At 34.7% G+C, this 21563-nt stretch carries 21 protein-coding genes; 5 read left to right on the forward strand and 16 right to left on the reverse strand.

Going from position 1 to position 21563, the window contains the following annotated elements; all coding sequences use genetic code 11:
- Positions 1 to 171 precede the first annotated feature (171 nt).
- Positions 172 to 831 carry a ribonuclease HII gene (locus C8C87_RS11660; protein ID WP_121342716.1) on the forward strand — a complete coding sequence of 220 codons (660 nt, stop codon included), beginning with the start codon at positions 172 to 174 and terminating at the stop codon, positions 829 to 831.
- 7 nt (positions 832 to 838) lie between these two features.
- On the opposite strand, the gene lipB is transcribed toward C8C87_RS11660, so the two are convergent.
- The gene (gene lipB / locus C8C87_RS11665) at positions 839 to 1558 is read right to left on the reverse strand and encodes a lipoyl(octanoyl) transferase LipB (protein WP_121342717.1); all 720 of its coding nucleotides are present in this window, start codon (positions 1556 to 1558) and stop codon (positions 839 to 841) included.
- Positions 1559 to 1641: 83 nt separating this feature from the next.
- Positions 1642 to 2373 carry a hypothetical protein gene (locus C8C87_RS11670; RefSeq protein WP_233550030.1) on the reverse strand — a complete coding sequence of 244 codons (732 nt, stop codon included), beginning with the start codon at positions 2371 to 2373 and terminating at the stop codon, positions 1642 to 1644.
- 205 nt (positions 2374 to 2578) lie between these two features.
- On the opposite strand from C8C87_RS11670, the gene lysS reads away from it, so the two are divergent.
- A complete protein-coding gene (gene lysS / locus C8C87_RS11675; RefSeq protein ID WP_121342718.1) occupies positions 2579 to 4288 on the forward strand; it encodes a lysine--tRNA ligase in 1710 nt (569 codons plus the stop codon).
- Positions 4289 to 4451: 163 nt separating this feature from the next.
- Here lysS and C8C87_RS11680 read toward each other — a convergent pair whose 3' ends face one another.
- The 6 genes from C8C87_RS11680 to C8C87_RS11705 all read right to left on the reverse strand — a co-directional run bounded on the left by C8C87_RS11680 (position 4452) and on the right by C8C87_RS11705 (position 11603).
- Complete coding sequence (locus C8C87_RS11680) at positions 4452 to 5975, reverse strand: DUF4394 domain-containing protein (RefSeq protein WP_121342719.1); 1524 nt, start codon at positions 5973 to 5975, stop codon at positions 4452 to 4454.
- Between the two features lie 205 nt (positions 5976 to 6180).
- A complete protein-coding gene (locus C8C87_RS11685) occupies positions 6181 to 7140 on the reverse strand; it encodes a transporter (protein WP_121342720.1) in 960 nt (319 codons plus the stop codon).
- A gap of 160 nt (positions 7141 to 7300) precedes the next feature.
- Positions 7301 to 8341: a cytochrome-c peroxidase gene (locus tag C8C87_RS11690; protein ID WP_121342721.1), complete on the reverse strand. Its 1041-nt coding sequence runs from the start codon at positions 8339 to 8341 to the stop codon at positions 7301 to 7303.
- 58 nt (positions 8342 to 8399) lie between these two features.
- Positions 8400 to 9182, reverse strand: coding sequence for an MbnP family protein (locus C8C87_RS11695; protein ID WP_121342722.1), 783 nt, complete (start codon positions 9180 to 9182; stop codon positions 8400 to 8402).
- Positions 9183 to 9318: 136 nt separating this feature from the next.
- A complete protein-coding gene (locus C8C87_RS11700; protein ID WP_121343361.1) occupies positions 9319 to 9660 on the reverse strand; it encodes a hypothetical protein in 342 nt (113 codons plus the stop codon).
- Positions 9661 to 9788: 128 nt separating this feature from the next.
- Complete coding sequence (locus C8C87_RS11705; RefSeq protein ID WP_121342723.1) at positions 9789 to 11603, reverse strand: hypothetical protein; 1815 nt, start codon at positions 11601 to 11603, stop codon at positions 9789 to 9791.
- A 266-nt stretch (positions 11604 to 11869) separates the two neighbouring features.
- Between C8C87_RS11705 and C8C87_RS11710 the strand changes: the two genes are divergently transcribed.
- The 3 genes from C8C87_RS11710 to C8C87_RS11720 all read left to right on the forward strand — a co-directional run bounded on the left by C8C87_RS11710 (position 11870) and on the right by C8C87_RS11720 (position 14324).
- Positions 11870 to 12463: a Crp/Fnr family transcriptional regulator gene (locus tag C8C87_RS11710; protein WP_099714519.1), complete on the forward strand. Its 594-nt coding sequence runs from the start codon at positions 11870 to 11872 to the stop codon at positions 12461 to 12463.
- A gap of 3 nt (positions 12464 to 12466) precedes the next feature.
- A complete protein-coding gene (locus tag C8C87_RS11715) occupies positions 12467 to 13699 on the forward strand; it encodes a hypothetical protein (RefSeq protein WP_147402374.1) in 1233 nt (410 codons plus the stop codon).
- A 67-nt stretch (positions 13700 to 13766) separates the two neighbouring features.
- Entirely contained in the window at positions 13767 to 14324 is a 558-nt protein-coding gene (locus C8C87_RS11720) for a fasciclin domain-containing protein (protein ID WP_121342725.1), read from the forward strand.
- A gap of 69 nt (positions 14325 to 14393) precedes the next feature.
- On the opposite strand, the gene C8C87_RS11725 is transcribed toward C8C87_RS11720, so the two are convergent.
- The 8 genes from C8C87_RS11725 to C8C87_RS11760 form a co-directional block, all read right to left on the reverse strand.
- A complete protein-coding gene (locus C8C87_RS11725; protein ID WP_121342726.1) occupies positions 14394 to 14765 on the reverse strand; it encodes a group III truncated hemoglobin in 372 nt (123 codons plus the stop codon).
- Positions 14766 to 14776: 11 nt separating this feature from the next.
- Positions 14777 to 15070, reverse strand: a complete 294-nt coding sequence (locus C8C87_RS11730; RefSeq protein ID WP_099714515.1) for a hypothetical protein — start codon at positions 15068 to 15070, stop codon at positions 14777 to 14779.
- On the reverse strand, positions 15070 to 15837 hold the full coding sequence (locus tag C8C87_RS11735; protein WP_121342727.1) for an ABC transporter permease subunit: 768 nt from the start codon (positions 15835 to 15837) through the stop codon (positions 15070 to 15072). Before C8C87_RS11735 ends, C8C87_RS11730 begins: the two co-directional genes overlap by 1 nt.
- Entirely contained in the window at positions 15821 to 16543 is a 723-nt protein-coding gene (locus C8C87_RS11740) for an ABC transporter ATP-binding protein (RefSeq protein WP_121342728.1), read from the reverse strand. Before C8C87_RS11740 ends, C8C87_RS11735 begins: the two co-directional genes overlap by 17 nt.
- A complete protein-coding gene (locus tag C8C87_RS11745) occupies positions 16540 to 17769 on the reverse strand; it encodes a nitrous oxide reductase family maturation protein NosD (protein ID WP_121342729.1) in 1230 nt (409 codons plus the stop codon). Before C8C87_RS11745 ends, C8C87_RS11740 begins: the two co-directional genes overlap by 4 nt.
- A 48-nt stretch (positions 17770 to 17817) precedes the next feature.
- Positions 17818 to 18834, reverse strand: a complete 1017-nt coding sequence (locus tag C8C87_RS11750) for a nitrous oxide reductase accessory protein NosL (RefSeq protein WP_233550031.1) — start codon at positions 18832 to 18834, stop codon at positions 17818 to 17820.
- Positions 18835 to 18898: 64 nt separating this feature from the next.
- Positions 18899 to 20872, reverse strand: a complete 1974-nt coding sequence (gene nosZ, locus C8C87_RS11755; RefSeq protein ID WP_121342730.1) for a Sec-dependent nitrous-oxide reductase — start codon at positions 20870 to 20872, stop codon at positions 18899 to 18901.
- A gap of 16 nt (positions 20873 to 20888) precedes the next feature.
- Entirely contained in the window at positions 20889 to 21377 is a 489-nt protein-coding gene (locus C8C87_RS11760) for a c-type cytochrome (RefSeq protein ID WP_121342731.1), read from the reverse strand.
- Positions 21378 to 21563 lie beyond the last annotated feature (186 nt).

Consider the following 21563-nt stretch of genomic DNA (forward strand, 5'->3'; position numbering starts at 1 on the left):
ACAAAAATCATAATAATTTCTTAAAGTAGCAAGTATTTACAAGAATTAACACATTTTATTTTTGTTAAAATATCAAACCTAAAAGAGCATATAATATTAAAATTTCATCTGTATACATATTTTTTTACGAATAATTACATATAAATCAATATTTTTGTCAAAATTAATACAATGTTAAGCCCCTTTTTTTTAACACAAAATTTAGAAACTGGAACTGACGAAGCAGGTCGTGGTTGCCTTGCAGGGCCAGTTACTGCTGCAGCAGTAATTTTACCCTCTGATTTTCAAAACAGTACACTAAACGACAGCAAACAACTGTCTGAAAAAGCGAGAGAAAAATTAAGACCTATTATAGAGCAAGAATGCATTTCATTTGCGGTAACTCATCTGGAACCTTTAATAATCGATGAAATAAACATTCTGAATGCATCTATAAAAGCAATGCAGGAAAGCATTCTAAAATTAGACCCAAAACCTGAATCTATTATTGTAGACGGAAATAGTCCATTAATACCTAAAGGAGGAATTAAAAATCGCGGAGGAAAGATTTTTACCGATGCTGAGATTGAAATCCTAAATTCGATTCCGAATGCGAGTATTATAAAAGGAGATTCAAAATACATGAGTATTGCAGCCGCTTCTGTACTAGCAAAAACATATCGTGATGAATATATGAATCGGATTCATGAGGAATTCCCAATGTACAATTGGAAACAAAACAAAGGTTACCCTACCAAAGAACACCGAGAAGCAATTCGAATCTACGGAGTTACAAAATACCACCGAATGACATTTCGCTTATTGCCGGAACAGTATACTTTTGATTTTTGATTGTAGATTAATGATTTTTGATTGCAGATTTCTCAAAAGTCGCTTCAAAAAGAATGGAGAAATGTTTCAGGATTTTTTCTTTGACATCTTCTTCATTAACTTTTTCTACGCCAAGTTCTACATTTAATGAAGTTACCGCTTTACCGCGAATACCACACGGAATGATATTATCGAAATAACCTAAATCGGCATTTACGTTTAAAGCAAATCCGTGCATGGTTACCCAACGGGAAGCGCGAACACCCATAGCACAAATTTTTCTTGCAAATGGAGTTCCTGCACCTAACCAAACTCCGGTTTCACCTTCGCTTCTGCCGCAAGCAATTCCATATTCCTGAAGAGTAAGAATAATGGCCTCTTCCAGAAAACGCAAGTATTTATGAATATCAGTAAAGAAATTTTCTAAGTCTATAATTGGATATCCTACAATTTGCCCCGGTCCGTGATAGGTAATATCGCCACCACGATTGATTTTGTAGAAAGTCGCTCCTTTGGCTTCCAATTGTTTTTCAGATAAAAGCAAATTACTTAAATCACCGCTTTTGCCTAATGTATACACGTGAGGATGTTCTACGAAAAGAAAGTAATTTGGAGTTTCTAAGTCGAGTTCTTCTCTGCGATTTCGAATTTTCAAGTCTACGATTCCTTTAAACAATTCCTCTTGGTATTCCCAAGTTTCTTTGTAATCTTTAGTTCCTAAATCTTGAAGTTGGATGGTTTTGTTCATTTCTTGAAAGATGCAAAGGTTAAGAGCGGCAAAGGTACAAAGTTTTTTAAGAGAAGTTACAGACAAGAAAAGCTTGCAATGAATTACTCTAAAACAACTTCCAGATTAGTCTTCTCTGGATTCACTAAACAATCTGCAATTAGAAATTGCAATTCCAGTGATTTCTTATCTTCACTAATTTTTGCATTTGGATTTGACACGGACTTTATTTTCCTTGGAAAATGATATTTTAGAACATAAGGCTGTGTGATTTTGAATTTAGAAACTTGCGTTTTATATCCTTCAATCTTATCCTGCTGCTTTTTTAGCTCAATTTCATCTGTAATTTTCACTATTCTCTTGAAAACACTTCCGTCAAAATCATAGTTCACACTATAATAATGTTCTTCGGCAACCAGTGCATAATTATTTTCTATATCATCTGCATATTCTTCGGTTTTGTATAAATCCGCAACCTCGTCAATTTTGTTGAAATTCTGACTAATTGTTGTGCGAAATTCTTTCTCGAATGAGCTTTTCTTGATATGTACTTTTACAGAAGCAAATTTTTGAAAAATGGCTTTTTCGGATGCTGGCAATCTGGAAAACGTCTCGGAATGTTTCGTAATAAAATCCTGAAAAACATAAGTTGTATCTCTAAAAACTTCTTCTTTGGAGTAGTTTTCACCTGCTAATTGCATATAACTATGTTCATCGCGCAATTCATTTATTTCGATTCTGCCGGTTCCGTCTTGGTTTAAATGAATGGTTTCCGTGACTTGGCAACTTGTTAAAAAGAATATTAAAAGTAGTAGGGCGTAAATTTTATTTTTCAATTTTTATGATTTTGAATCGTTATTTTTACCAAATGTAAAATAATAACTACAATTCCTAGCCCAGATTAAAGCTAAAATCCTTTTTATTTTTTCTTTAAAAATAAAAAGATTGTAACGGAAAGCTGGAAATAGCTCCAAAAAACGGTTAGCACTTTGCTACTTTGCTACTTATACAGTATCTTTGCGCTCTTAAAATCAGAATATAATGGCATTATCCGAACAAGAAACTCTACGTAGAGAAGCACTTACAGAATTACGCAATTTAGGTATCGAACCTTATCCTGCAGCCGAATTTACCACTACCGCATATTCTAGCGAAATCCTAGCTGATTTCGAAAAGTACGAAGGAAAAGAGGTTGTTTTAGCAGGTCGTTTGATGGGTAAACGTATCATGGGAAAGGCCTCATTTGCGGAATTGAAAGATGCTGAAGGGCGTATTCAAGTGTATGTTTCGAGAGATGATATTTCGATTGATGAAGAAAAAACAATGTACAATGTGGTTTTCAAAAAACTATTGGACATTGGCGATTTTATTGGGGTTCGTGGAACGGTTTTCAAAACGCAAGTGGGAGAAATCTCGATTCATGTTTATGGATTGACGGTTTTATCTAAAGCCTTAAAACCACTTCCGGTAGTAAAAACGGATGCGGACGGAAAAACACACGATGCTTTTGCTGATCCGGAACAAAGATACCGTCGTCGTTACGTAGATTTGACCGTGAACGATCATGTGAAAGAAACGTTTATCAAAAGAACAAAATTGTTCAATGCAATGCGTTCTTTCTTTAATGACAAAGGATATTTAGAGGTAGAAACGCCTGTTTTGCAACCAATTCCTGGTGGAGCAGCTGCGCGTCCTTTTATCACGCACCACAACTCGCTTGACATGCCATTGTACATGCGTATTGCGAATGAGTTGTACTTAAAAAGATTGATTGTTGGTGGTTTTGAAGGAGTGTATGAGTTTTCGAAAAACTTTCGTAATGAAGGGATGGACCGAACACACAACCCGGAATTTACTGCTATGGAAATATATGTAGCCTACAAAGACTACAACTGGATGATGAAATTTGCCGAAGACCTTTTGGAGCATTGCGCGATTGCCGTTAATGGAACTTCAGAAGTGACTTTTGGAGAACACACTATCAATTTCAAAGCGCCTTATGCACGAGTTACGATGACTGATTCTATAAAACATTTTACTGGATTTGATATTTCAGGAAAAAGTGAAACTGAGTTATTTGATGCTGCCAGAGGCATGGGAATTGACGTGGATACAACCATGGGTAAAGGAAAACTGATTGACGAAATCTTTGGCGCTAAATGCGAAGGAAATTATATTCAGCCTACTTACATCACGGATTATCCAAAGGAAATGTCACCATTGTGTAAGCAACACCGTGACAATCCGGAATTGACAGAACGTTTTGAATTAATGGTTTGTGGTAAAGAAGTTGCGAACGCTTATTCTGAATTAAACGACCCGATTGACCAAAGAGAACGTTTTGAAGACCAAATGAGATTGTCTGAAAAAGGAGATGATGAAGCCACTGGAATTATCGATGAGGATTTCTTAAGAGCGTTAGAATACGGAATGCCTCCAACATCTGGAATGGGAATTGGAATGGATCGATTGATTATGTATTTGACAAATAATGCTTCTATTCAAGAAGTGTTGTTGTTCCCGCAAATGCGACCAGAGAAAAAACAAGTTCAAATTGAATTAGAAGAAGACGAAAAATTAATTATTGATCTTTTGAAAGTCAATGAAAACCAAATGGAGTTTGGTCTTTTGAAAATCAAATCAGAATTGAGCGGTAAAAAATGGGACAAAGCCATGAAAAATTTATCTTCTTTAGGATTGACAGAAGTTGTCGTGAATGGCGATAGTAAAGCGTGTCGATTGAAAGAATAAGTTTATTCAAGTATATATTTAAAAAAAGGAGCTTCGTTATGGAGTTCCTTTTTTTATAGAATAAACTAAAAAATTACAGACGATACCTGAATACGATGTAATCACATAAAAAAGCCGGCTCTATTCAAAGAGCCGGCTTACTAATTCAAATAAAATCTTAAGATTAAAATCCTAAACCAACAGCCATTGCTGTAGCTTGAATATTTATATCAGAAACCTTAGTTGCAGCACCTGTTGCCATGTTAATACTGTATACAGAAGTAACACTGTTTACTTTCAATAAAGCAAAAGCCGTAGCACTATTTCCACCAATATCAAATCCGCTATCAGCATCAACATTTACCCCTAAATTTCCAATAGCAACTAATGTACCGTTATTAGGTGGATCTTGACGAAATAACATATCCGTTTGTGAGTCAATTACAAACAAAGCTGTTGTAGTTGCTCCAGCAATATTATTTGTATATGCAGCACCCGTTATAAATGGTGTTCCAGGATTTAAATTGCCATCAACTGCTACTACTGTTCCTAAATCTGGGTGTAAACGTAGGTTTTGACCTGCATTACTTACTAATCTTATTCTGTCCACCGTTGGATTAAAATCAAAACCAAAAGCTGTACCTGATAATCCAGGCACTAATGTTGAACCAACTACTGTTAATGCTCCACTTGCAGTATTCACAGAAAACAATCTGCTTTGATTTGAGATTGCATACAATGCTCCATTTGCCGGTCTAAAATCTAAACCTACAATACTTTCGCTTGCAGCTAAACCAGTTAATGCTACAGAATTATTATTCCCGCTTGTAGGATTAAAACGAACCAACATATTTCCAGTAGTTGTTGCATAAGCGATTGGATTAGTCTTAAATGCTAAACTTATTACCGGAGCAGTGAATTTACCAACATCAACGGCTTTTCCTGTAGTTAAATCAATTGTATATAATGTGGATACATTAGCATTGTTTGTTACAGCAAGAGCAGTAGAATTATCCGCTAAAATATCCATATCTCCTACACCTTGAAAGTTAACTCCTAAGTCACCAACAAGTTGAAGCGTTCCGTCGTTAGGCGGCGTTTGCATGTATAATTTATCTTGTTCAAAATCAATATCATACAACATAGTTGCGGTAGCTCCCGCCATACTATTGGTATATGCTACAGCACCAATTTTAGCATTTACACCACCATTAATAATACCATCAGTTACCACAACGGTTCCTAATTCTGGATGCAATCTTAAATTTTGACCTGAATCTGTTACCAAACGAATTCTATCTACTGTAGGATTAAAATCTAATGAGGCATTACCTCCCGCAAGTACAGGCGAGAAAGATGCTGCGCCTAGTGCCGTTGCCACTCCGCTTTTTTCATTGATAAAGTAAAGACGGCTAGAGGAACCTAATGCATACAATTGTCCAGTTGCAGGTCTATAATCAATACTTACAATAGTCTCTGATGCAGCCAAACCAACAATTGGAGTAGTTGAAGTTGGAGTTCCTAAATTTCTCGCATTGAATGTAAGAATGGTATTATTACTGGCCAATGCCGTAAAATTTACATCCGGTGCTATAACAGCAGGCGTCATCATATCATTGTCATCATCATTGCATGAAATTGCGGTAAAAGATAACAGTGCTAGTCCAAAAATGGTAGCAAATCCTAAATTAAGTTGTTTGTTTTTCATCGTTTATTTATTTAGTTATGTTATTACATACGAAGCGTGCTTCATTATGGTTTTAAAATTTTGAAAAAAATTTCAAATAACTATCTAAATTGAAACGGATTATAAGAACAAAAAGCTCCTTCAAATTGTAGCGTATAAAAAGATTCAGATCATTTTGAGAACATAATAGTGATAATTAAAAATTTCATCAAACTCTTTTTTTATTTTACAAACTATAATTAAAGTTGACACTCCATCGATAATTTGCTTCAACATTGCCGCCGGTAAGGTTTTGATTGATAGGTAACATTGCATTGGCCCCAAAAGAAAGTCTTTCCTTCCCTACTTCGAAACCAACTTTCCCAAAAAAGATATCACCGTTTGTATTTCTTAATTTTTGATTGTGCTGGTAATTGCTTTCATAGACTTCCCCTGCAAAACCAAGTTGTGGAACAATAGAAAAGCTATTTTTCTCGTATAAATAGAAAAAAGTTCCTGCATAATTCAGTTGATTTCCAAAACGGTAACTCTTTTGATTTTCTGTTTTTATCACATAATTCAGCATGGAGTTCAAACCAAACTGCTTTCTTTTTACGACATATTCAGTTGCCAAAAGATAATCCCAACTTCCTGTTCCTACCTGAAAGCTTGGATTTATACTTCCGGAATTCGCTTCATTAAACTTTCCGGTTGGCGCTTTTATTCCACCTCCCAATTGCAACGTATGTACCAAAAAAGTGCTGTCTTTATGGGTTTGATACAAGCGATACATCGCCAAAACGGTGATGTCACCAATTCCATTGATGTTTTTATTGCCTGTTGCCGTTTCTCTTTCATGAGAATGATACGGTATTAATGCCGAAACTTGTACTTTTTCACTAACCGGAATTCGGCCCCAAACCTGAATAGTGTTGAAGTTTTCTTTGTACCAAGGCGAATTGCTGTACAAACCATCCATGGATTTGTATTGTTGATTGAAATACCGAATTCCGACGAAATTAGTATTTAACATCGAGGCAAATCCCATGCTTCCTCCGCTGGCTGAGCAGCCGCAGGCATCACAAAAATCCTCTTCTTCAAGAAAGGAATGGTATTTTGTAAATGGATTTATGGCGTTTAAACTGTCTTTTTCTGTGGCGTTTGCCAATTGAAAAAGCAGTAGCAATAGTAGTGTGTATTTTTTCATGTTTGTTGTTTTTAGCCCTGATGGAAACGGAAAGCCCGGAGCGGAAAAAGCTTGTTTTTCTTGTCCTGAAAAAGCGACCAAGGGAAGCTTTTTTCAAGACTTAGAAAAACGGCTTTTGTAGCGAGGACTTGTAGTGTACAGCAGGAAATAGCTTCTAAAATTAATATTCGGAAAAGCGTTTATCCGTTAGGTATTGCGTGTCTGTCAGTGTTTTTAGAAAAGCAATTATTTTTGATTTTTCGGTTGCTGTTAAAGGGATTCCAAGCGACCCATTTTTATTTAAAATTGGGTCTAAAGTAGCTGAATTGACTACCCCAGAATTGTAATGTTCCAAAACGGCTTCTAATGAAAATAAGCGACCGTCGTGCATATAAGGCGCTGTTTTTTCTATATTTCGAAGACTTGGCACTTTGAATTTATACTTGTCCTGAGGCAACTCAGTAACACGGAAACGACCAACATCATTGTACGCGGGATCTATTGGCAAACCGTTGTTTCTAAAAGAATTGTCCGTAAATAAATCCGTGGCGTGACAACTGGAACATTTCTGGTTGAAAATTGCATAACCGTCCTGCTCGTCTTGAGTGAGCGTTCCTCCGGATTCATTACGGCGATACTTATCAAAACGGGAATTAGAGGAAGTGATCATCACCATGAATTGCCCCAAGGCTTTGAGCATGTTTTCTGAATTGATTTGTCCATCAGAAAAAGCCACTTTGAATAGCTTTTGGTACTCTGAATCACTTTTCATCATCGTGATGGCTTTGGCAAAATCGCCATTCATTTCGATAGGACTTGTAAACGGAATAATGGGTTGCAAATCTAAATGTGTGGTTGCTCCATCGTACATAAAAGTGGTTTGATAGGCCAAATTCTGGATTGGTGGCGTGTTTCGCGTTCCAATAGCGTCATCAACCCCGTGGCTCAAAGTGTGGCCGTGGTGCGTAAATGCATCTTCCTGAATGTGACAAAACCCACAGGAAACTATTCCATCTGAAGCTAATCGACCGTCATAGAAAAGCTTTTTTCCGAGTTCAAACCCTTTTTCAGTAGGTGGATTATTCGCTAAATCATATGCCAAAGGCGGGAAATTTGGAGGAACTTGAAAATCCAAAGGAATATCCTGATAGTCATTGCCTTCATCAGTAGAACAAGACCACAGCAACGGAAAAATGAGCAATATGATATATTTTGCTTTCATTTTTTATATTTTTTAAAAGCGGTCAGACTTTGATACCCAACCGCTACTAGATTGAAAATTAGTCGTTGTGAACGTGGTCTATTGTAAACATAGAGGAAATATTAGCGGTGACTAACGCTAATTTAGCACCACCCATCACGGTTGCAGATTCTGAAAAATTGATTTTATTGGTTCCATCAATAAGCTGAGATAAATCAGCCATAATATGAACTTGAGGCGTAATTGTAGTTCTCACCAAAGCATTTTCAGGAAAATCTAAAGTAACTTCAATGTAGTTATAATCCGTTCCCGTCTGTCCGGTATGTACTTTAAATTCTTTGGCTGTTGTTACCGTAGGAGCTGTAAAAGAACCTTCGAAAGCAACAAACTTATAACCCGCACTCCAAGACCACATCATTTCTGCGGTTTGAGCTGTTGCCAAAAAATCTCCTTGACCGGTTGCTCCAGCTTCCCATTGCGTTTTATCAACTCCAATTCCGTATTTTACTTTAGTATAATTTCCGGCAGGAATATTGGAAAGATTCAACGTCAAAGTTGCTGGCGTTGCTTCATCTACAATAAAATAACTGTGGCTTTTTGGGTAGGTAAATGTCGTTCCATCTGCTTTTGTCAAGACAATATTACTCACAATGTATTTCACTTTAGAAACTGTTATAACCTCAGCATTAGAATTTGTATAGTTTGTATTGAAAGCAAAATTTGCTGATTTGTATACGTTATCGAATTCTAATTTAAGATTTCCATTACCAGTAATCGTTTCATTATTATCATCATTTGAACAAGAGAATAAGGTAACTGCGATAGCCATTACAGCTAGTATATTTTTTAATTGAAATTTCATTTCTTAGGTTTTTTATTTTAAATATAGGTATTCATTTGCATGCCATTTTTGGACCATTTTTTTCCAAAAAAAGCAAACAGAATCTCATCCGTTGTATAAAAACGGATTAATAAAAGCACACTACGTGCATAAAAATTTAAGAAATGAAAGTGGGTGGGTGAAAAACAGAAGTACTATTCAAGTGAAAGTATAAATTAGAATAGTATGGGTTTATTTTTTCTTTGGTGGCAAAACAAACGGGTACAATTACAAAAGATTTAATTTCCTCAAAAATAAGTACATCAAGTATTGGAGTAGTTCCTTTTTTATCCGAAGAAAGTGGTTTTTCAGCATCAGAAGCTTTGGCCAATTCTTTCATCAAATGACATTTTCCGTTACATTGCATTTTAGGTTTATCCTTATTGATACAAAGCACTTTTGAAATGTATTCATAATTCACGACATACTCTAAAACCGGCAGAATGGGCTTTACTAGCATGATTAATACAATTATGAATATGATTTTTTTCACGGTGCAAATTTACAACATCATTGAGCAAAAAAAATATTTTTAAATAGAATAATCCTGTAAAAATCATTCTATTTAAAAACAAATATTTGGAGGCTTTATGCCAATTTCAATTCGGGGATTTCAATCTCAAATAATTCTAATTTATAGGAATTAAATTGATTAAATATCTCTTTTTTAGAACTTTCGAAAAAAGGAGTTGCTGAGAATAAATCTTCATAATATTCAATTCCTTGCAGCAAATTATTTTTAAATGAATTCCATTTTTTAATTTGTCCCAAAGTTATTTCTTCAGAAACGGATACAATTTCATTCTTCAGATAATCTAAATACATTTTTAACTCTTTGACAAATAGATTTGGTCGATTAGTGACCGACAATACCGATGCGTTTCCATAAATATGCTGCACCATTTTAGACAGTGAAACTTCTTGATCAAAATATGCCATATTAGGTCCGGGACAAATGATTACTCCTTGCGCCTGACCTTTAATTTTAATGTCATTTTCAAGATACGAAGCATTGGCTAAACCTACACAAAGACAGGCTTTCTCCGTAATACTGTTTTTCTTTTTTTCGAAAACTTCTGCTGGTAAAATATCTTTTTCAAGAAGCAATTCTTCCAGTTTCAAATCTTGAAATTTTTTGGAAGATGTACAAATTCCTTTCGCATCGTATTCTTTGCTTAGCGCCAAAAATCGTTTTGGACATGAACTTCCCGCTTTGCTTTCCTCAATTCGTTTCAATTTCAATTTTTCATTCGTCGTTCCTCGTAACGTATTGAAAGGAATTCCCAATGGCGAAATATGACTTAAATACAAATCATCTTCTTTGGCTCCAGCCAATAAATCTCTGGTGTGTTTATCTACCGATGTTGCTTCAGGAACCAATAAAAAAGGCGAACCCCAACCCACAGAATCCACATTATAATGGTCCAATAGAAAATCGTGTTCTTCAGCAGTTCCTACGCCGCCTTGAACCGTGATTTTTAAATATAAAGGCTGTTCTGGAACATGCATTTCTTTTTGCCCCAATGCTTTCACCATCAACTCGTGTGCGGATTGAATCAATTGCTCTTTTTTCTGTTTGAATTCTTCCAGAATCGGTCCTAACAAATAGCCTTCGGTTGCAAAAGCATGTCCGCCGCAATTCAGTCCGGATTCGATTCGATATTCAGAAACCCAAAGTCCTTTTTTAGCCAGAAAATTCCCTTGAATCATCGCCGAACGAAAGTCGCTTACTTTCAGCGTGATTTTCTTTTTCAATGCATTATTCGAATCTGGAAAGAAAGCTGAAAAACTTTCGAAATAGCTGTATAATCTTGGATTCATCCCCGCCGATAAAACTACCGAAGATTCTAATGTACTATTGACAAACCCACGCAGCGCGGCATGTGCATCATTAAAAATAATTGGTAATTGTTCGTCTTTGATGAAATTATCCTTATCCAATTTGGTCATAATATTGACATCAATATCGCCCGGATAAAGATTTTTCTCCAGATAATTTTTGATGTTTTCTTTGAAAGCAAAACCGTCTTCCATCAAGTTTTGCAAACCTGATTTAATCTCTGATTTGTTGGGCAGCATGGCGATGTAATTTTCCAAAGCTGATTTGCTTTCGGATAGTTCCGTTTTGAAATTTTCAAATTTTTCTTTTACGATTTTGTCTACCAAATTCAAATAAGAAGTAATGCGTTCTGCACGATAATCATGTATTTTTTGGGTAATTTCCTGATACGGCAAATCGAATTTCTTACTGTAAAAAGCATTCATTTTTTCGATAAGTTCATCATCCATAATTGAAATCACAGATGAAATTCCATACTTCGCCACTCGTATAGGACTATCAATCGTATAAGCAAGTCCCATAACCGGGATATGAAAAGTATGAAGCGGATTATTTTTTGTCATGCTAAAAATGATTTAATAAATAAACCACAAAAGTCGAGAAACAAAAAACTATAAAAACTGATAAATATCATATGCTATGCTACTTTAATGAAATACTTTAGCCATTATTTTTTTATGTGAATTTTCACTAAACAAATACTTTTTTCTGATGATATTTTATGATTTCAATCATATTACTATTGATTTTATAAAAATTATATTTGTATTCGTTGCAAATTTTTGCCTTTTTTTATTGCTAATAAACTATTATTAATTCCAATTTAATTATGCAAATAGACATCGATTTATTGTTTTCATGGGGAGCTGTTGCCAAAAAATACAAAAAAAATGAAGTTATTTTTCAGGAAGATGAAATAGCTCATTTTTATTATCAAATCATTGATGGCAGCGTGAGAATGTTTAACTCAAATGACGAAGGAAAAGAGTTCACACAAGGACTTTTTTGTATAGGAGAAAGTTTTGGAGAACCTCCTTTGTTTATTGATCAGCCGTATCCATCTAAAGCGATTTGCATTCAGGACAGCACTATCATAAAATTATCAAAGGATAAATTTTTGAAAATTCTTGACGAATATCCCGTAATACAGAAAGCATTTTTGGTTTTACTTGCCAATAAAATTCATTCAAAATCCAATACTTCAAAAGAGATCATCAACCAGAAACCGGAGTTTAGAATTCTAGCCTTTTTGAATACACACAAAAGAAAATCAGAATGTAATGGCAGTAAAGTATTGATTCCCTATACGCGTCAGGAAATTGCAAATTTTACCGGTTTAAGAGTCGAAACGGTGATTCGCGTTTTTTCAAAAATGAATGATTGCAACAAAGTTGACATCATCAATCACAAAATATTTTATTAAAAAATGAAATTAAACATACAGTTTTGGCTTAAATTCTCCTTGTTAAATCTTTGTATCGTTGCCTCACTTGGCGTTTTAATGCGTTATAAAATTGGTTTTGAATTCCCTTATTTCAATCAAAAAAACATCTTACATTCCCATTCTCATTTTGCATTTTCAGGATGGATCAGTCATACTTTGATGACATTGATGACATATTATCTTCAGAAAAAAACCACTGATTTTCAAGCAAATAAATATCAAAAAATAATCATAGCCAATCTAATTTGTTCCTATGGAATGCTGATTTTTTTTATTATTCAGGGATACGGAATGATTTCCATATTTTTCTCAACGGCATCGATTCTGGTATCCTATCTTTTTGGCTATTATTACATCAAAGATTTAAAAAAACTAGATACCGATTTTGCTTCAATAAACTGGTTTAAAGCCGCCGTAGTTTTTAATATTATTTCCTCTTTCGGCACTTTTTACTTGGCTTACATGATGGCCAGTAAAAATGTCATACAGGATTTATATTTAGCATCTATTTATTATTTTCTCCATTTTCAATATAACGGTTGGTTTTTCTTTGCTTGTATTGGTTTATTTTTTGGCTTTTTAAATCTAAAAAAATCAGAACATCCTTTTTACGAAACTTCCTTTAAGCTGTTTGCTGTTTCTTGTATTCCTGCATATTTTTTATCCACACTTTGGCTCGATTTACCGATTTGGCTTTATGCCATCACAGTTTTTGCTGCAATAATTCAGGTTTTTGCCTGGTTTAAACTTCTTTTAATTTTAATACAAAAACAAAAAGAGTATCTGAAAAATTTTGCTTCATTGTTGCGCTATATTTTGCTCTTTTCCTGTTTGGCATTAAGCATAAAATTCATTCTGCAATTAGGTTCAACAATCTCATCGTTAAGCCAGCTTGCCTTTGGCTTCAGGCCAATTGTAATCGCCTATTTACACTTGGTTTTATTGGCGGTAATCACGTTGTTCTTGTTGTTTTACATCTATGCCAGTCATTTGATTTTCATTACTAAAAAGATAAAAATTGGCCTGGTTCTATTTTCCATTGGCGTTTTATTAAATGAGTTAGTTTTAGCCGTTCAAGGTGTTGCATCGTTCAGTTATACCATAATTCCGTACGTAAATGAAATTCTTTTTATAGTTGCATTAATCTTGCTTTTAGGAATCGGGGTTACTACCTATTTTTCCATCAAAAAAGTTAAAAATAACCCTCCTTTATGATTGAACGCATATAATAAACATTTGATAATTAAGTACTTTGCTATATAAAACCAAAGTAAACTTAATTATGAAAAAATCAATTCAATTAGTAGTAGCTGTTTGTGTATTTACCATTTTTGGCTGCAAACAAAATAGTGAAGCTGCATCTGAATCAACAACAGAAAATACAGCAACGCAAGGTGGTGGACAGTCAGCGGTGATTGATGAAACTTCTAATCCAAACATTGTTCAGGTAGCTTCCGGAAGCAAAGATCACTCCACACTTGTAACAGCCGTAAAAGCAGCAGAATTAGTGGATGTATTGAGCAATGCCGGGCCGTTTACCGTTTTTGCACCAACAAACGCTGCTTTTGATAAACTTCCAAAAGGAACCGTTGAAGGATTATTAGAACCCGGAAAAAAAGATGATTTGAAAAATATATTAGAATACCATACTTACGTAGGAAATCTAAAGACTGAATACATGCAAGACGGGCAGGAATATGAACAAGTGAATGCAGGAAAAATAAAAATCACTAAAGTAGGTGACAAAGTGTTTGTAAATGGTTCCGAAATAGTGGCATCAATACCAACATCAAACGGAATTATACACGTAATCAATGATGTTTTACTTCCAAAAAAATAATATTATTAATTCATTTTGCCAGATTGAAAAAAGCGTAAACTAAAGTAGTTTACGCTTTTTTTATGCTTTTCATCCTATGGTTTTGTACATTAATACTGCCGAAATATTCATGGCTCTTTGTTTGATTTCTCCAGCTTTTTCTCCTGTGAATAACTCATCAACAGTTTCATTGAACAAAGCGTTCCAATGCTGAAAATGAGCTTCTTTCATTTCGCTTTTTTGATGTAACTCTTTGTGTTTAGTCATCGGATTTCCCGTGTAATTCCCATTAGAAAACATAACATTTTCCCAAAAATCATACATTTTAGGCAAGTGCTCTTCCCAATTCACTTTGGCTACATCCGTAAAAAAATAACCAATTTTAGTATCTGTTTTTATTTTACCGTAGAAAGTGTTTATCAGTTTCTCAATGTCGTTTCTGTTTTTTATATCTGTTTTCATTTCTAGATTTTTTAGCCTTTAAACAATAAACACAAGCTGTCTTCCAATGCTTCTACGGAATGCAAAACTGCTACTGGAATTTCTTGTTCGTCATAAAGAAAGAGTTCGTTTTGTTGGTTCTCCTCTTTATAAATCACGTTTCCTTTTATCACCAATAATTTGGCAGGAACATCCGTTTTATGCTCCTTGAGAATCATTCCTTTTTTGAAAGCAATCACCATTACTTTACTGCAAGAAGTATTTTGAACCACTTGCGCCACTGGATTAGCGGCATTTTCTAGTTTTTGAAGTATATCTTTAAACATTATAAATCTTTGTTTTTAAATTTAATTAATGAAATGAAAAATGGAATAATAATCCACAAACACAATAACGAAAAAGAAAGTAACAGCCCCAATGAAGTCCCGAAAAAATCTTTAAAAATAGCTCCGGTATATCCCATCATCGCAGAAACATCCAGATGCAATAGGATTTGAATTCGGGCTAAATCTATTGGGCTAAGTGCCGTAACGCCTATCATTGCTTTCTCTATTGGATAGTCTGAAAATTGAAACAATAAATACAAAATTATTCCATCAAAAAGCAGTGCAAAATATAACCAGCCCATGATGGCAATCCCTATTCCTTTTGCCTTGTCTCTCGTCAGTATCGAACTTAAAAATGCTAAAGCCACGAAGACCAACGTAATCAGACAACCTATAACGAGCATCATAATGCCTACGCTATCCGGCGCATTGATTAAAAGCGGAATTCCGGCACCAATAAAAAAGGCTAAAACCATCGCTAATGAAAGTCCGAGAAAGAGACTCAACCAAATTTTATTGCGTTTAATGGGTTGGCTTAATAAAAGCTCAATAAACTCCGTACTATTGTACAAATAAATCGTGGCAAAAAGAATGGAAACCAGCGGAACCGTGAATAAAATTATATTCAAAATGGTAAGCAATCCTTTGGCAGAATTATCTTCCAGCCCAAATGAACTCCAGGAAAGAATGGCTAAAATAAGGGTGTACGCCAGTATAATCTTGTTCTTCAGAATGTCTAGAAAAATGATTTTAATGATTCTGTTCATTACTTTTGTTTTTTAAGATTTTAGCAATTGCTTTGGATATTTTTTGTTCGTTTGTTGATTCCAATAAATCTGCGATAGTTTGATGAAAATGTACTGTTCCGTCTTGCATGTAAATAATTTGCGTAATCAAATCATCTAATTCGCTCAAAAGATGAGAAGTAATCAAAATGAGTTTTCCCTTTTCTTTTTCTTTTATAATTTTCTCTTTCAATATTTCGGAAGCCAATGGATCTAATCCCGCTGTAGGTTCATCTAAAATCAACACCTCAGGATTAAACAAAAAAGCCAGCGTAGCACTTACTTTTTGCGTTGTTCCACCAGAAAGTGTCCGCATTTGTTTATCAACTATTTTTTCGAGTTCAAATGCATGGACTAAATCCTCATCTAAAACCTGATTCGAATTCCGAATTTTCTTTATCATTTCAATGATTTGCCCAACTGTCATATAATCCGGATAACGCCCTATTTGCGGCATGTAGCCTATTTGTTCGCGATATTTAAATTCCTTTAAAATTGATTTTTCATTGAATAAAATATCGCCTTTTGAAGGAATCACCATTCCCAAAATACTTTTTATCAAAGTGGTTTTTCCACAGCCATTTGGACCAATTAAAGCAATGCATTCTCCTTTTTTAAAAGAAAGATTGATATCATTTAAAACCTCTAATTTTCCAAATTTTTTATATATATTTTTTATTTCAATCATAATGGTAATGAATGCATTAATGGCGAATTGTCAATGAAATTATCCGGCGTTATACTGGGCAACACTTTTTCGGATTTATCCAAAAGTGTGATCATAAAACTCCGAAACAGCAACATCGCCGAGGGATTATTTTCAACTAAAACTGCAAATAAACTCAACGGATGATACGGTACATCGCCGACACCATTTTTGTCTAAATCATATCCTTCGTATTTATCCCAATAATTGGTATTGAACGTATTTAAAACTAAACTTCCGTTAGTTCCCATATCAAAAGTATTTCCAATAAAATTATTATTTACTATTTCATTATCTACGCAACTGGCTTGGATTTTCATGGCCCAACCGTTGGCTTCAAAAACATTCTTTTCAATTCGAATTCGATTGGTTCCTTCCATGTGAATTCCAGAAGTGTTTTTAGAAAATTTATTTCCAATGATGTGGCTGTCTGTGATTTCTTTAAGGAATAATCCATAAGCGCCATCTCCCCAATTTTCTTCGAAATAGTTATTGAACATCTTGACATTTTTGGTAAACATTACCGCAACGCCGGCACCGTTATTCTTGAAAATGTTGGTAATATACGCGTCGTCATTAGAGAACATAAAATGCAAACCATACCGAATATTGTTAGTTGAAATATTTCTCCAGATAACGGAATTGGTCACAAATTCAAAATAAATCCCATCACGATGACCGGAAATAGTATTAGCGATAATTTGGAGATTTTCACTTTTCCAACAATGAATTCCGTTGCCTATTTGCTGTTCTTCTTTGCCATACGCCACAATGGTGTTGTTTTTTATCAGGCAGTTTTTCCCATTTTGGATATAAATTCCAAAGAAATTATCGTCCAAAATATTGTTCTGAATAACAACATGGCTTTTATTATAGACTTTAATCGCGCAGGGATCTTCGAGTGAAGCATACCCTGATTTTATCACTTTAAAACCTTGCACAACCACACTATCCGCCTTAATGGAAAGTACTTCATACTTTTTTTGCCCATCTAAAACTGGATATCCTTTACCCAGAAAAACAATTCTTTTATCAATAACAATATTGCCTTCTTTATAAACTCCTTTATGAACTAAAATAGTGTCACCAACTTTAGCCGAGATAATTGCTTTTTTTATTGATTTTATAGGTTTATTAGCGCCTACTTCAATCACACGAGCATGAAGGAATGAAGAAAAAAACAGAAATATGTAGAGGAGTTTTTTCATTATTTTTAAAATTAAACCGTCTGAATTTAAATACAAAAAAAGACTGGTTTATTTTGCGATTACTGCTTCCCAAGTAACTGGTTTTGCTTCTAATTTTATTTCAAATTCTTTTGCGTCATTTTCAGAAGAAAAAGCAATAATTCCGCCTCTCATAGGGCTTTGAATAGTTCCTCCGGAAAGGAAAAAAGCAGTTTCAGCAGTAATTAAAACATTGTCTTGGGTATAATCATTCACATAATAAGTTGTCATTTTTGTGTTGGAATTTTCTTTTCCATAATGTACCATACACATGAAATCGTCAAACTTGTAGACTCTTCCTTTTTCAGTAATTACTTCGGCCGCATATTTTCCATCGGCTATTGTCATTTTACAGAAATCACAGGTATCAACGTTCAATTTAATGGGAACCACTTCCGTTTTGGAACAAGAAAAAAAAGAAAAAGATAAAAAAATCAACAAAGCTGCTGTTGAATTCGATTTTTTGAATCTCTGCAACAGATTAGCTTCTTTGATAACCAGCAAAAACAATAAAAATCCCGATGCGATCAGCATCCATCCTCCACTATCCGGAATAGAATACGCTCCAAAATTCAGGAGTTGTTTGTATCCTATTAATGGCGGCTGATACGACATTCCTGGCACTCTGATTGCTGCATTCGGATCCAGATTATGTCCGTATTCATAGTTCCATCGGTAAAAATCGACTCCTGCTAATATTCCAAAAAGAATAAATGAAATGAATAAAGTATAAAGTCCTTTTTTCTTGGCAACTACCGCAACTGCTAAAGCACACAATGCAAAAAAACCAATGATATAAGGCAATACGGTAAACTCTATAAAATCTTCTTTATGCAAGGTTTTCATACCAATGTAATGGTTTAATCCATTAATAATCTCAACATCACCACCTATTTTATTAGCATGTAGTTGCAGTACTAATCCTTCAGGGTATTGAGGAGCTGACAATTCAATTCTCCACATTGGAACAAAAACAGATGACACTAATAGCACCATCACCAACAAAAGCATCACTTTTGAAAGTGTTGAAATTTTTGAATTCTTCATGATTTTTTTATTAAAAAAGGGAACAAACTAAATAATTTGTTCCCTCTTGAATTTGAAGTGATTCTTATTTAGCCGGCATATTTGTTCCTAAACTAAACGTCAAAGGAACACTACTTCCCGTAGCAGAAACTCTTAGATATCCTGACATTTCCTGGTGTAGCGCACTACAAAAATCAGTACAATAGAAAGGAAATATCCCTACTTTTTTTGGTATCCATTTCAAAGTGGCTGTTTCACCCGGCATGATTAACAACTCGGCATTATCAGCACCTTTTATAGCAAATCCATGGGGTACATCCCAATCTTGTTCTAAATTAGTGACATGAAAATATACCTCATCACCTACTTTGACCCCTTCGATATTATCAGAAGCAAAGTGAGAACGTATGGAAGTCATATAGACATGAACTTGGTTTCCTTTTCTGACTACCTTAGCTTCTTTTTCTCCTTTGGCAACATAAGGGTGTTTGTTTTCTTCGATTTTATAGAATTTCAACTGACCATTATTCCTAATTAAATCAGCCGGAGCAGATTGTGCATAATGGGGTTCTCCAATAGTTGGATAATCTAATATAAGTTTCATTTTATCTCCGCTAATATCAAACAATTGCGCACTTTGAGCTAGTTCAGGTCCAGTAGGCAAGTATCTGTCTTTGGTAATTTTATTATAAACGACCATGTATTTTCCAAATGGTTTTTTACTGTCGCCACCAGGAATAGAAAGGTGTCCAGGAGAATAATAAGTAGGTGCTCTATCTAAAACTTTCAATGTTTTAATGTCCCATTTCACCACTTCGGAAGAAACAAAGAAAGTAGTATATGCATTTCCTTTTCCATCAAACTCAGTATGTAATGGTCCTAATCCCGGTTTTTTAACCTCACCATACAAAGCTGCTTCGTATTTGATAACCGGAATACCTTCGTATTCGCCATCAAATTGTTTTTTTGCAATAGCATTTTTCATTTTGTCAAAACTAAAGACAGGAATTAAAGCCGCTAATTTTCCGCTGCCTATAATGTATTCTCCTGTAGGATCTACATCACATCCATGAGGTGATTTTGGACAAGGAATCATGTAGCAAATGTCTTTTAACACTTTAGAATCCAAAACTAATACTTCAGTTCTCATTTCAGATTTTGCTGTATGCGTTTTTTCGTCCCAAGTATTGTGTACGTATTTAGCTTTCACTTTTTTTCCTTTTCCGGCTTTAATGTACTCTTCGGCTTTTTTCCAATTCACCGCCATAATATAATCTTTATCATTCTGTGAAGCATTCACTTCCAGTAAAGTATTGGCTTGTTCTGTATTGTAACAAGAGAAGAAAAACCAACCGTGAGATTTGCCTTTACCGGCATGACTCAAGTCGAAATTTACTCCCGGCGCTTCAATTTGGAAAGCGATATCCATCTGACCTTCCTTGCCTACTTTTACAAAACTCAAATAGCCTTTGAAATTTTGTTTGTAGGTATTTATAGGCACATCACCGTTTGCATTATCCGTAGGAACGCTGAATCGGGTTCCAGCTACCACATATTCTGTGTTTTCAGTAATAAATGGAGAAGAGTGGTTTCCTGCACTATTCGGCAATTCGATTATTTCAACCGTTTTGAACGTTTTCAAATCAACACGGGCAATTCTGGGTGTGTTATTGGCATTTGCAAAAATCCAACGACCATCTACCTCACCTTTGGTTTGAGACAATTCTAAATGGTGCTGATCGTCCCAAGGCACATAACCGTGAGAAGTATTCAACATTGGTTTCGTTTCTTCGCTGTATCCGTAACCCGTTTGAGGATCTTGGGAAAATATTGGAACTACTCTCAATAATCTTGCACTTGGCAAACCATACACACTCATTTGACCACTAAAACCTCCTGAAACGAAATTATAGAATTCGTCATATTTTCCTGGAGCAACATATGCTTTTTGAGCTGCATCTCCACTTACGGCATCTGCAGTATCTTTTGGTCTGCAAGAACCAAAAAGTGCACTTACCAAAACTATCGCAAGACTGGTTTTTATAAAAATATTGTTCATATTATTTTGAGTTAAATTATTTTACTCCGTCATTTTTACGCATAAATTCCAGTAAGTTTCTTGCGTCGACATCAGTCAATGCTTGATTTGGCATACGAACTAAACAAAGTTCTAGTTGCGCTTGAAGTTTTGGATCTTTATCAATCATTGGATCTGGATTAGTGATGAAATTCATAATCCATTCTGGTTTTTGTCTTTGAGTAACTCCTTTCCATCCTGGGCCAACTAATTTTTCATCAGTCAATTTATGGCAAGAAGAACATTTAACGGATTGGATTTTTTCTCCTTCGGCAGCCATTGCTTCATCCAATTTATCACCTAAATCAACTGATGTATGTTTTCCAATACCTCTGTTTGGATCATACGTAGCCGCATCGGTTGGGTTGGTCGCAGATTCCTCAGAAGGAGCAGCAGTATCTTTTGAAAAGTCATCATTAGTTTTGGTTTTATCACCACATGAAGTTAACATTACGAATGCAACTACAAAAAAAGTTAATTTGTCCATAAAATTGTTTTTAGAATTGTTTAACAAATTTGCGATTAGATTAGCGCATTAATTATGACTGGAATCATACTTAATCAAGTATTTTTTATGATTTTTCTACTTCTAATCAGAAAATCAAACGATAAACTTTTGTTAACGATTAAACTTTTCTAACCTATCCTCGTCCTATATGCATAAAACTTAAAA

It is taken from the genome of Flavobacterium sp. 120 (assembly GCF_003633605.1).
GTDB classification, from domain to species: Bacteria; Bacteroidota; Bacteroidia; order Flavobacteriales; family Flavobacteriaceae; genus Flavobacterium; species Flavobacterium algoritolerans.

Coding starts and splice junctions, on each gene's coding strand:
- C8C87_RS11740 (WP_121342728.1), bottom strand. CDS start 16,543: ATGATTGAAATAAAAAATATATATAAAAAATTTGGAAAATTAGAGGTT.
- C8C87_RS11700 (WP_121343361.1), bottom strand. CDS start 9,660: ATGCTAGTAAAGCCCATTCTGCCGGTTTTAGAGTATGTCGTGAATTAT.
- C8C87_RS11745 (WP_121342729.1), bottom strand. CDS start 17,769: ATGAAAAAACTCCTCTACATATTTCTGTTTTTTTCTTCATTCCTTCAT.
- C8C87_RS11710 (WP_099714519.1), top strand. CDS start 11,870: ATGCAAATAGACATCGATTTATTGTTTTCATGGGGAGCTGTTGCCAAA.
- C8C87_RS11685 (WP_121342720.1), bottom strand. CDS start 7,140: ATGAAAAAATACACACTACTATTGCTACTGCTTTTTCAATTGGCAAAC.
- C8C87_RS11680 (WP_121342719.1), bottom strand. CDS start 5,975: ATGAAAAACAAACAACTTAATTTAGGATTTGCTACCATTTTTGGACTA.
- C8C87_RS11725 (WP_121342726.1), bottom strand. CDS start 14,765: ATGAAAACAGATATAAAAAACAGAAACGACATTGAGAAACTGATAAAC.
- C8C87_RS11750 (WP_233550031.1), bottom strand. CDS start 18,834: ATGAAGAATTCAAAAATTTCAACACTTTCAAAAGTGATGCTTTTGTTG.
- lysS (WP_121342718.1), top strand. CDS start 2,579: ATGGCATTATCCGAACAAGAAACTCTACGTAGAGAAGCACTTACAGAA.
- C8C87_RS11720 (WP_121342725.1), top strand. CDS start 13,767: ATGAAAAAATCAATTCAATTAGTAGTAGCTGTTTGTGTATTTACCATT.
- lipB (WP_121342717.1), bottom strand. CDS start 1,558: ATGAACAAAACCATCCAACTTCAAGATTTAGGAACTAAAGATTACAAA.
- C8C87_RS11705 (WP_121342723.1), bottom strand. CDS start 11,603: ATGACAAAAAATAATCCGCTTCATACTTTTCATATCCCGGTTATGGGA.
- C8C87_RS11695 (WP_121342722.1), bottom strand. CDS start 9,182: ATGAAATTTCAATTAAAAAATATACTAGCTGTAATGGCTATCGCAGTT.
- C8C87_RS11730 (WP_099714515.1), bottom strand. CDS start 15,070: ATGTTTAAAGATATACTTCAAAAACTAGAAAATGCCGCTAATCCAGTG.
- C8C87_RS11690 (WP_121342721.1), bottom strand. CDS start 8,341: ATGAAAGCAAAATATATCATATTGCTCATTTTTCCGTTGCTGTGGTCT.
- C8C87_RS11660 (WP_121342716.1), top strand. CDS start 172: ATGTTAAGCCCCTTTTTTTTAACACAAAATTTAGAAACTGGAACTGAC.
- C8C87_RS11715 (WP_147402374.1), top strand. CDS start 12,467: ATGAAATTAAACATACAGTTTTGGCTTAAATTCTCCTTGTTAAATCTT.
- C8C87_RS11760 (WP_121342731.1), bottom strand. CDS start 21,377: ATGGACAAATTAACTTTTTTTGTAGTTGCATTCGTAATGTTAACTTCA.
- nosZ (WP_121342730.1), bottom strand. CDS start 20,872: ATGAACAATATTTTTATAAAAACCAGTCTTGCGATAGTTTTGGTAAGT.
- C8C87_RS11735 (WP_121342727.1), bottom strand. CDS start 15,837: ATGAACAGAATCATTAAAATCATTTTTCTAGACATTCTGAAGAACAAG.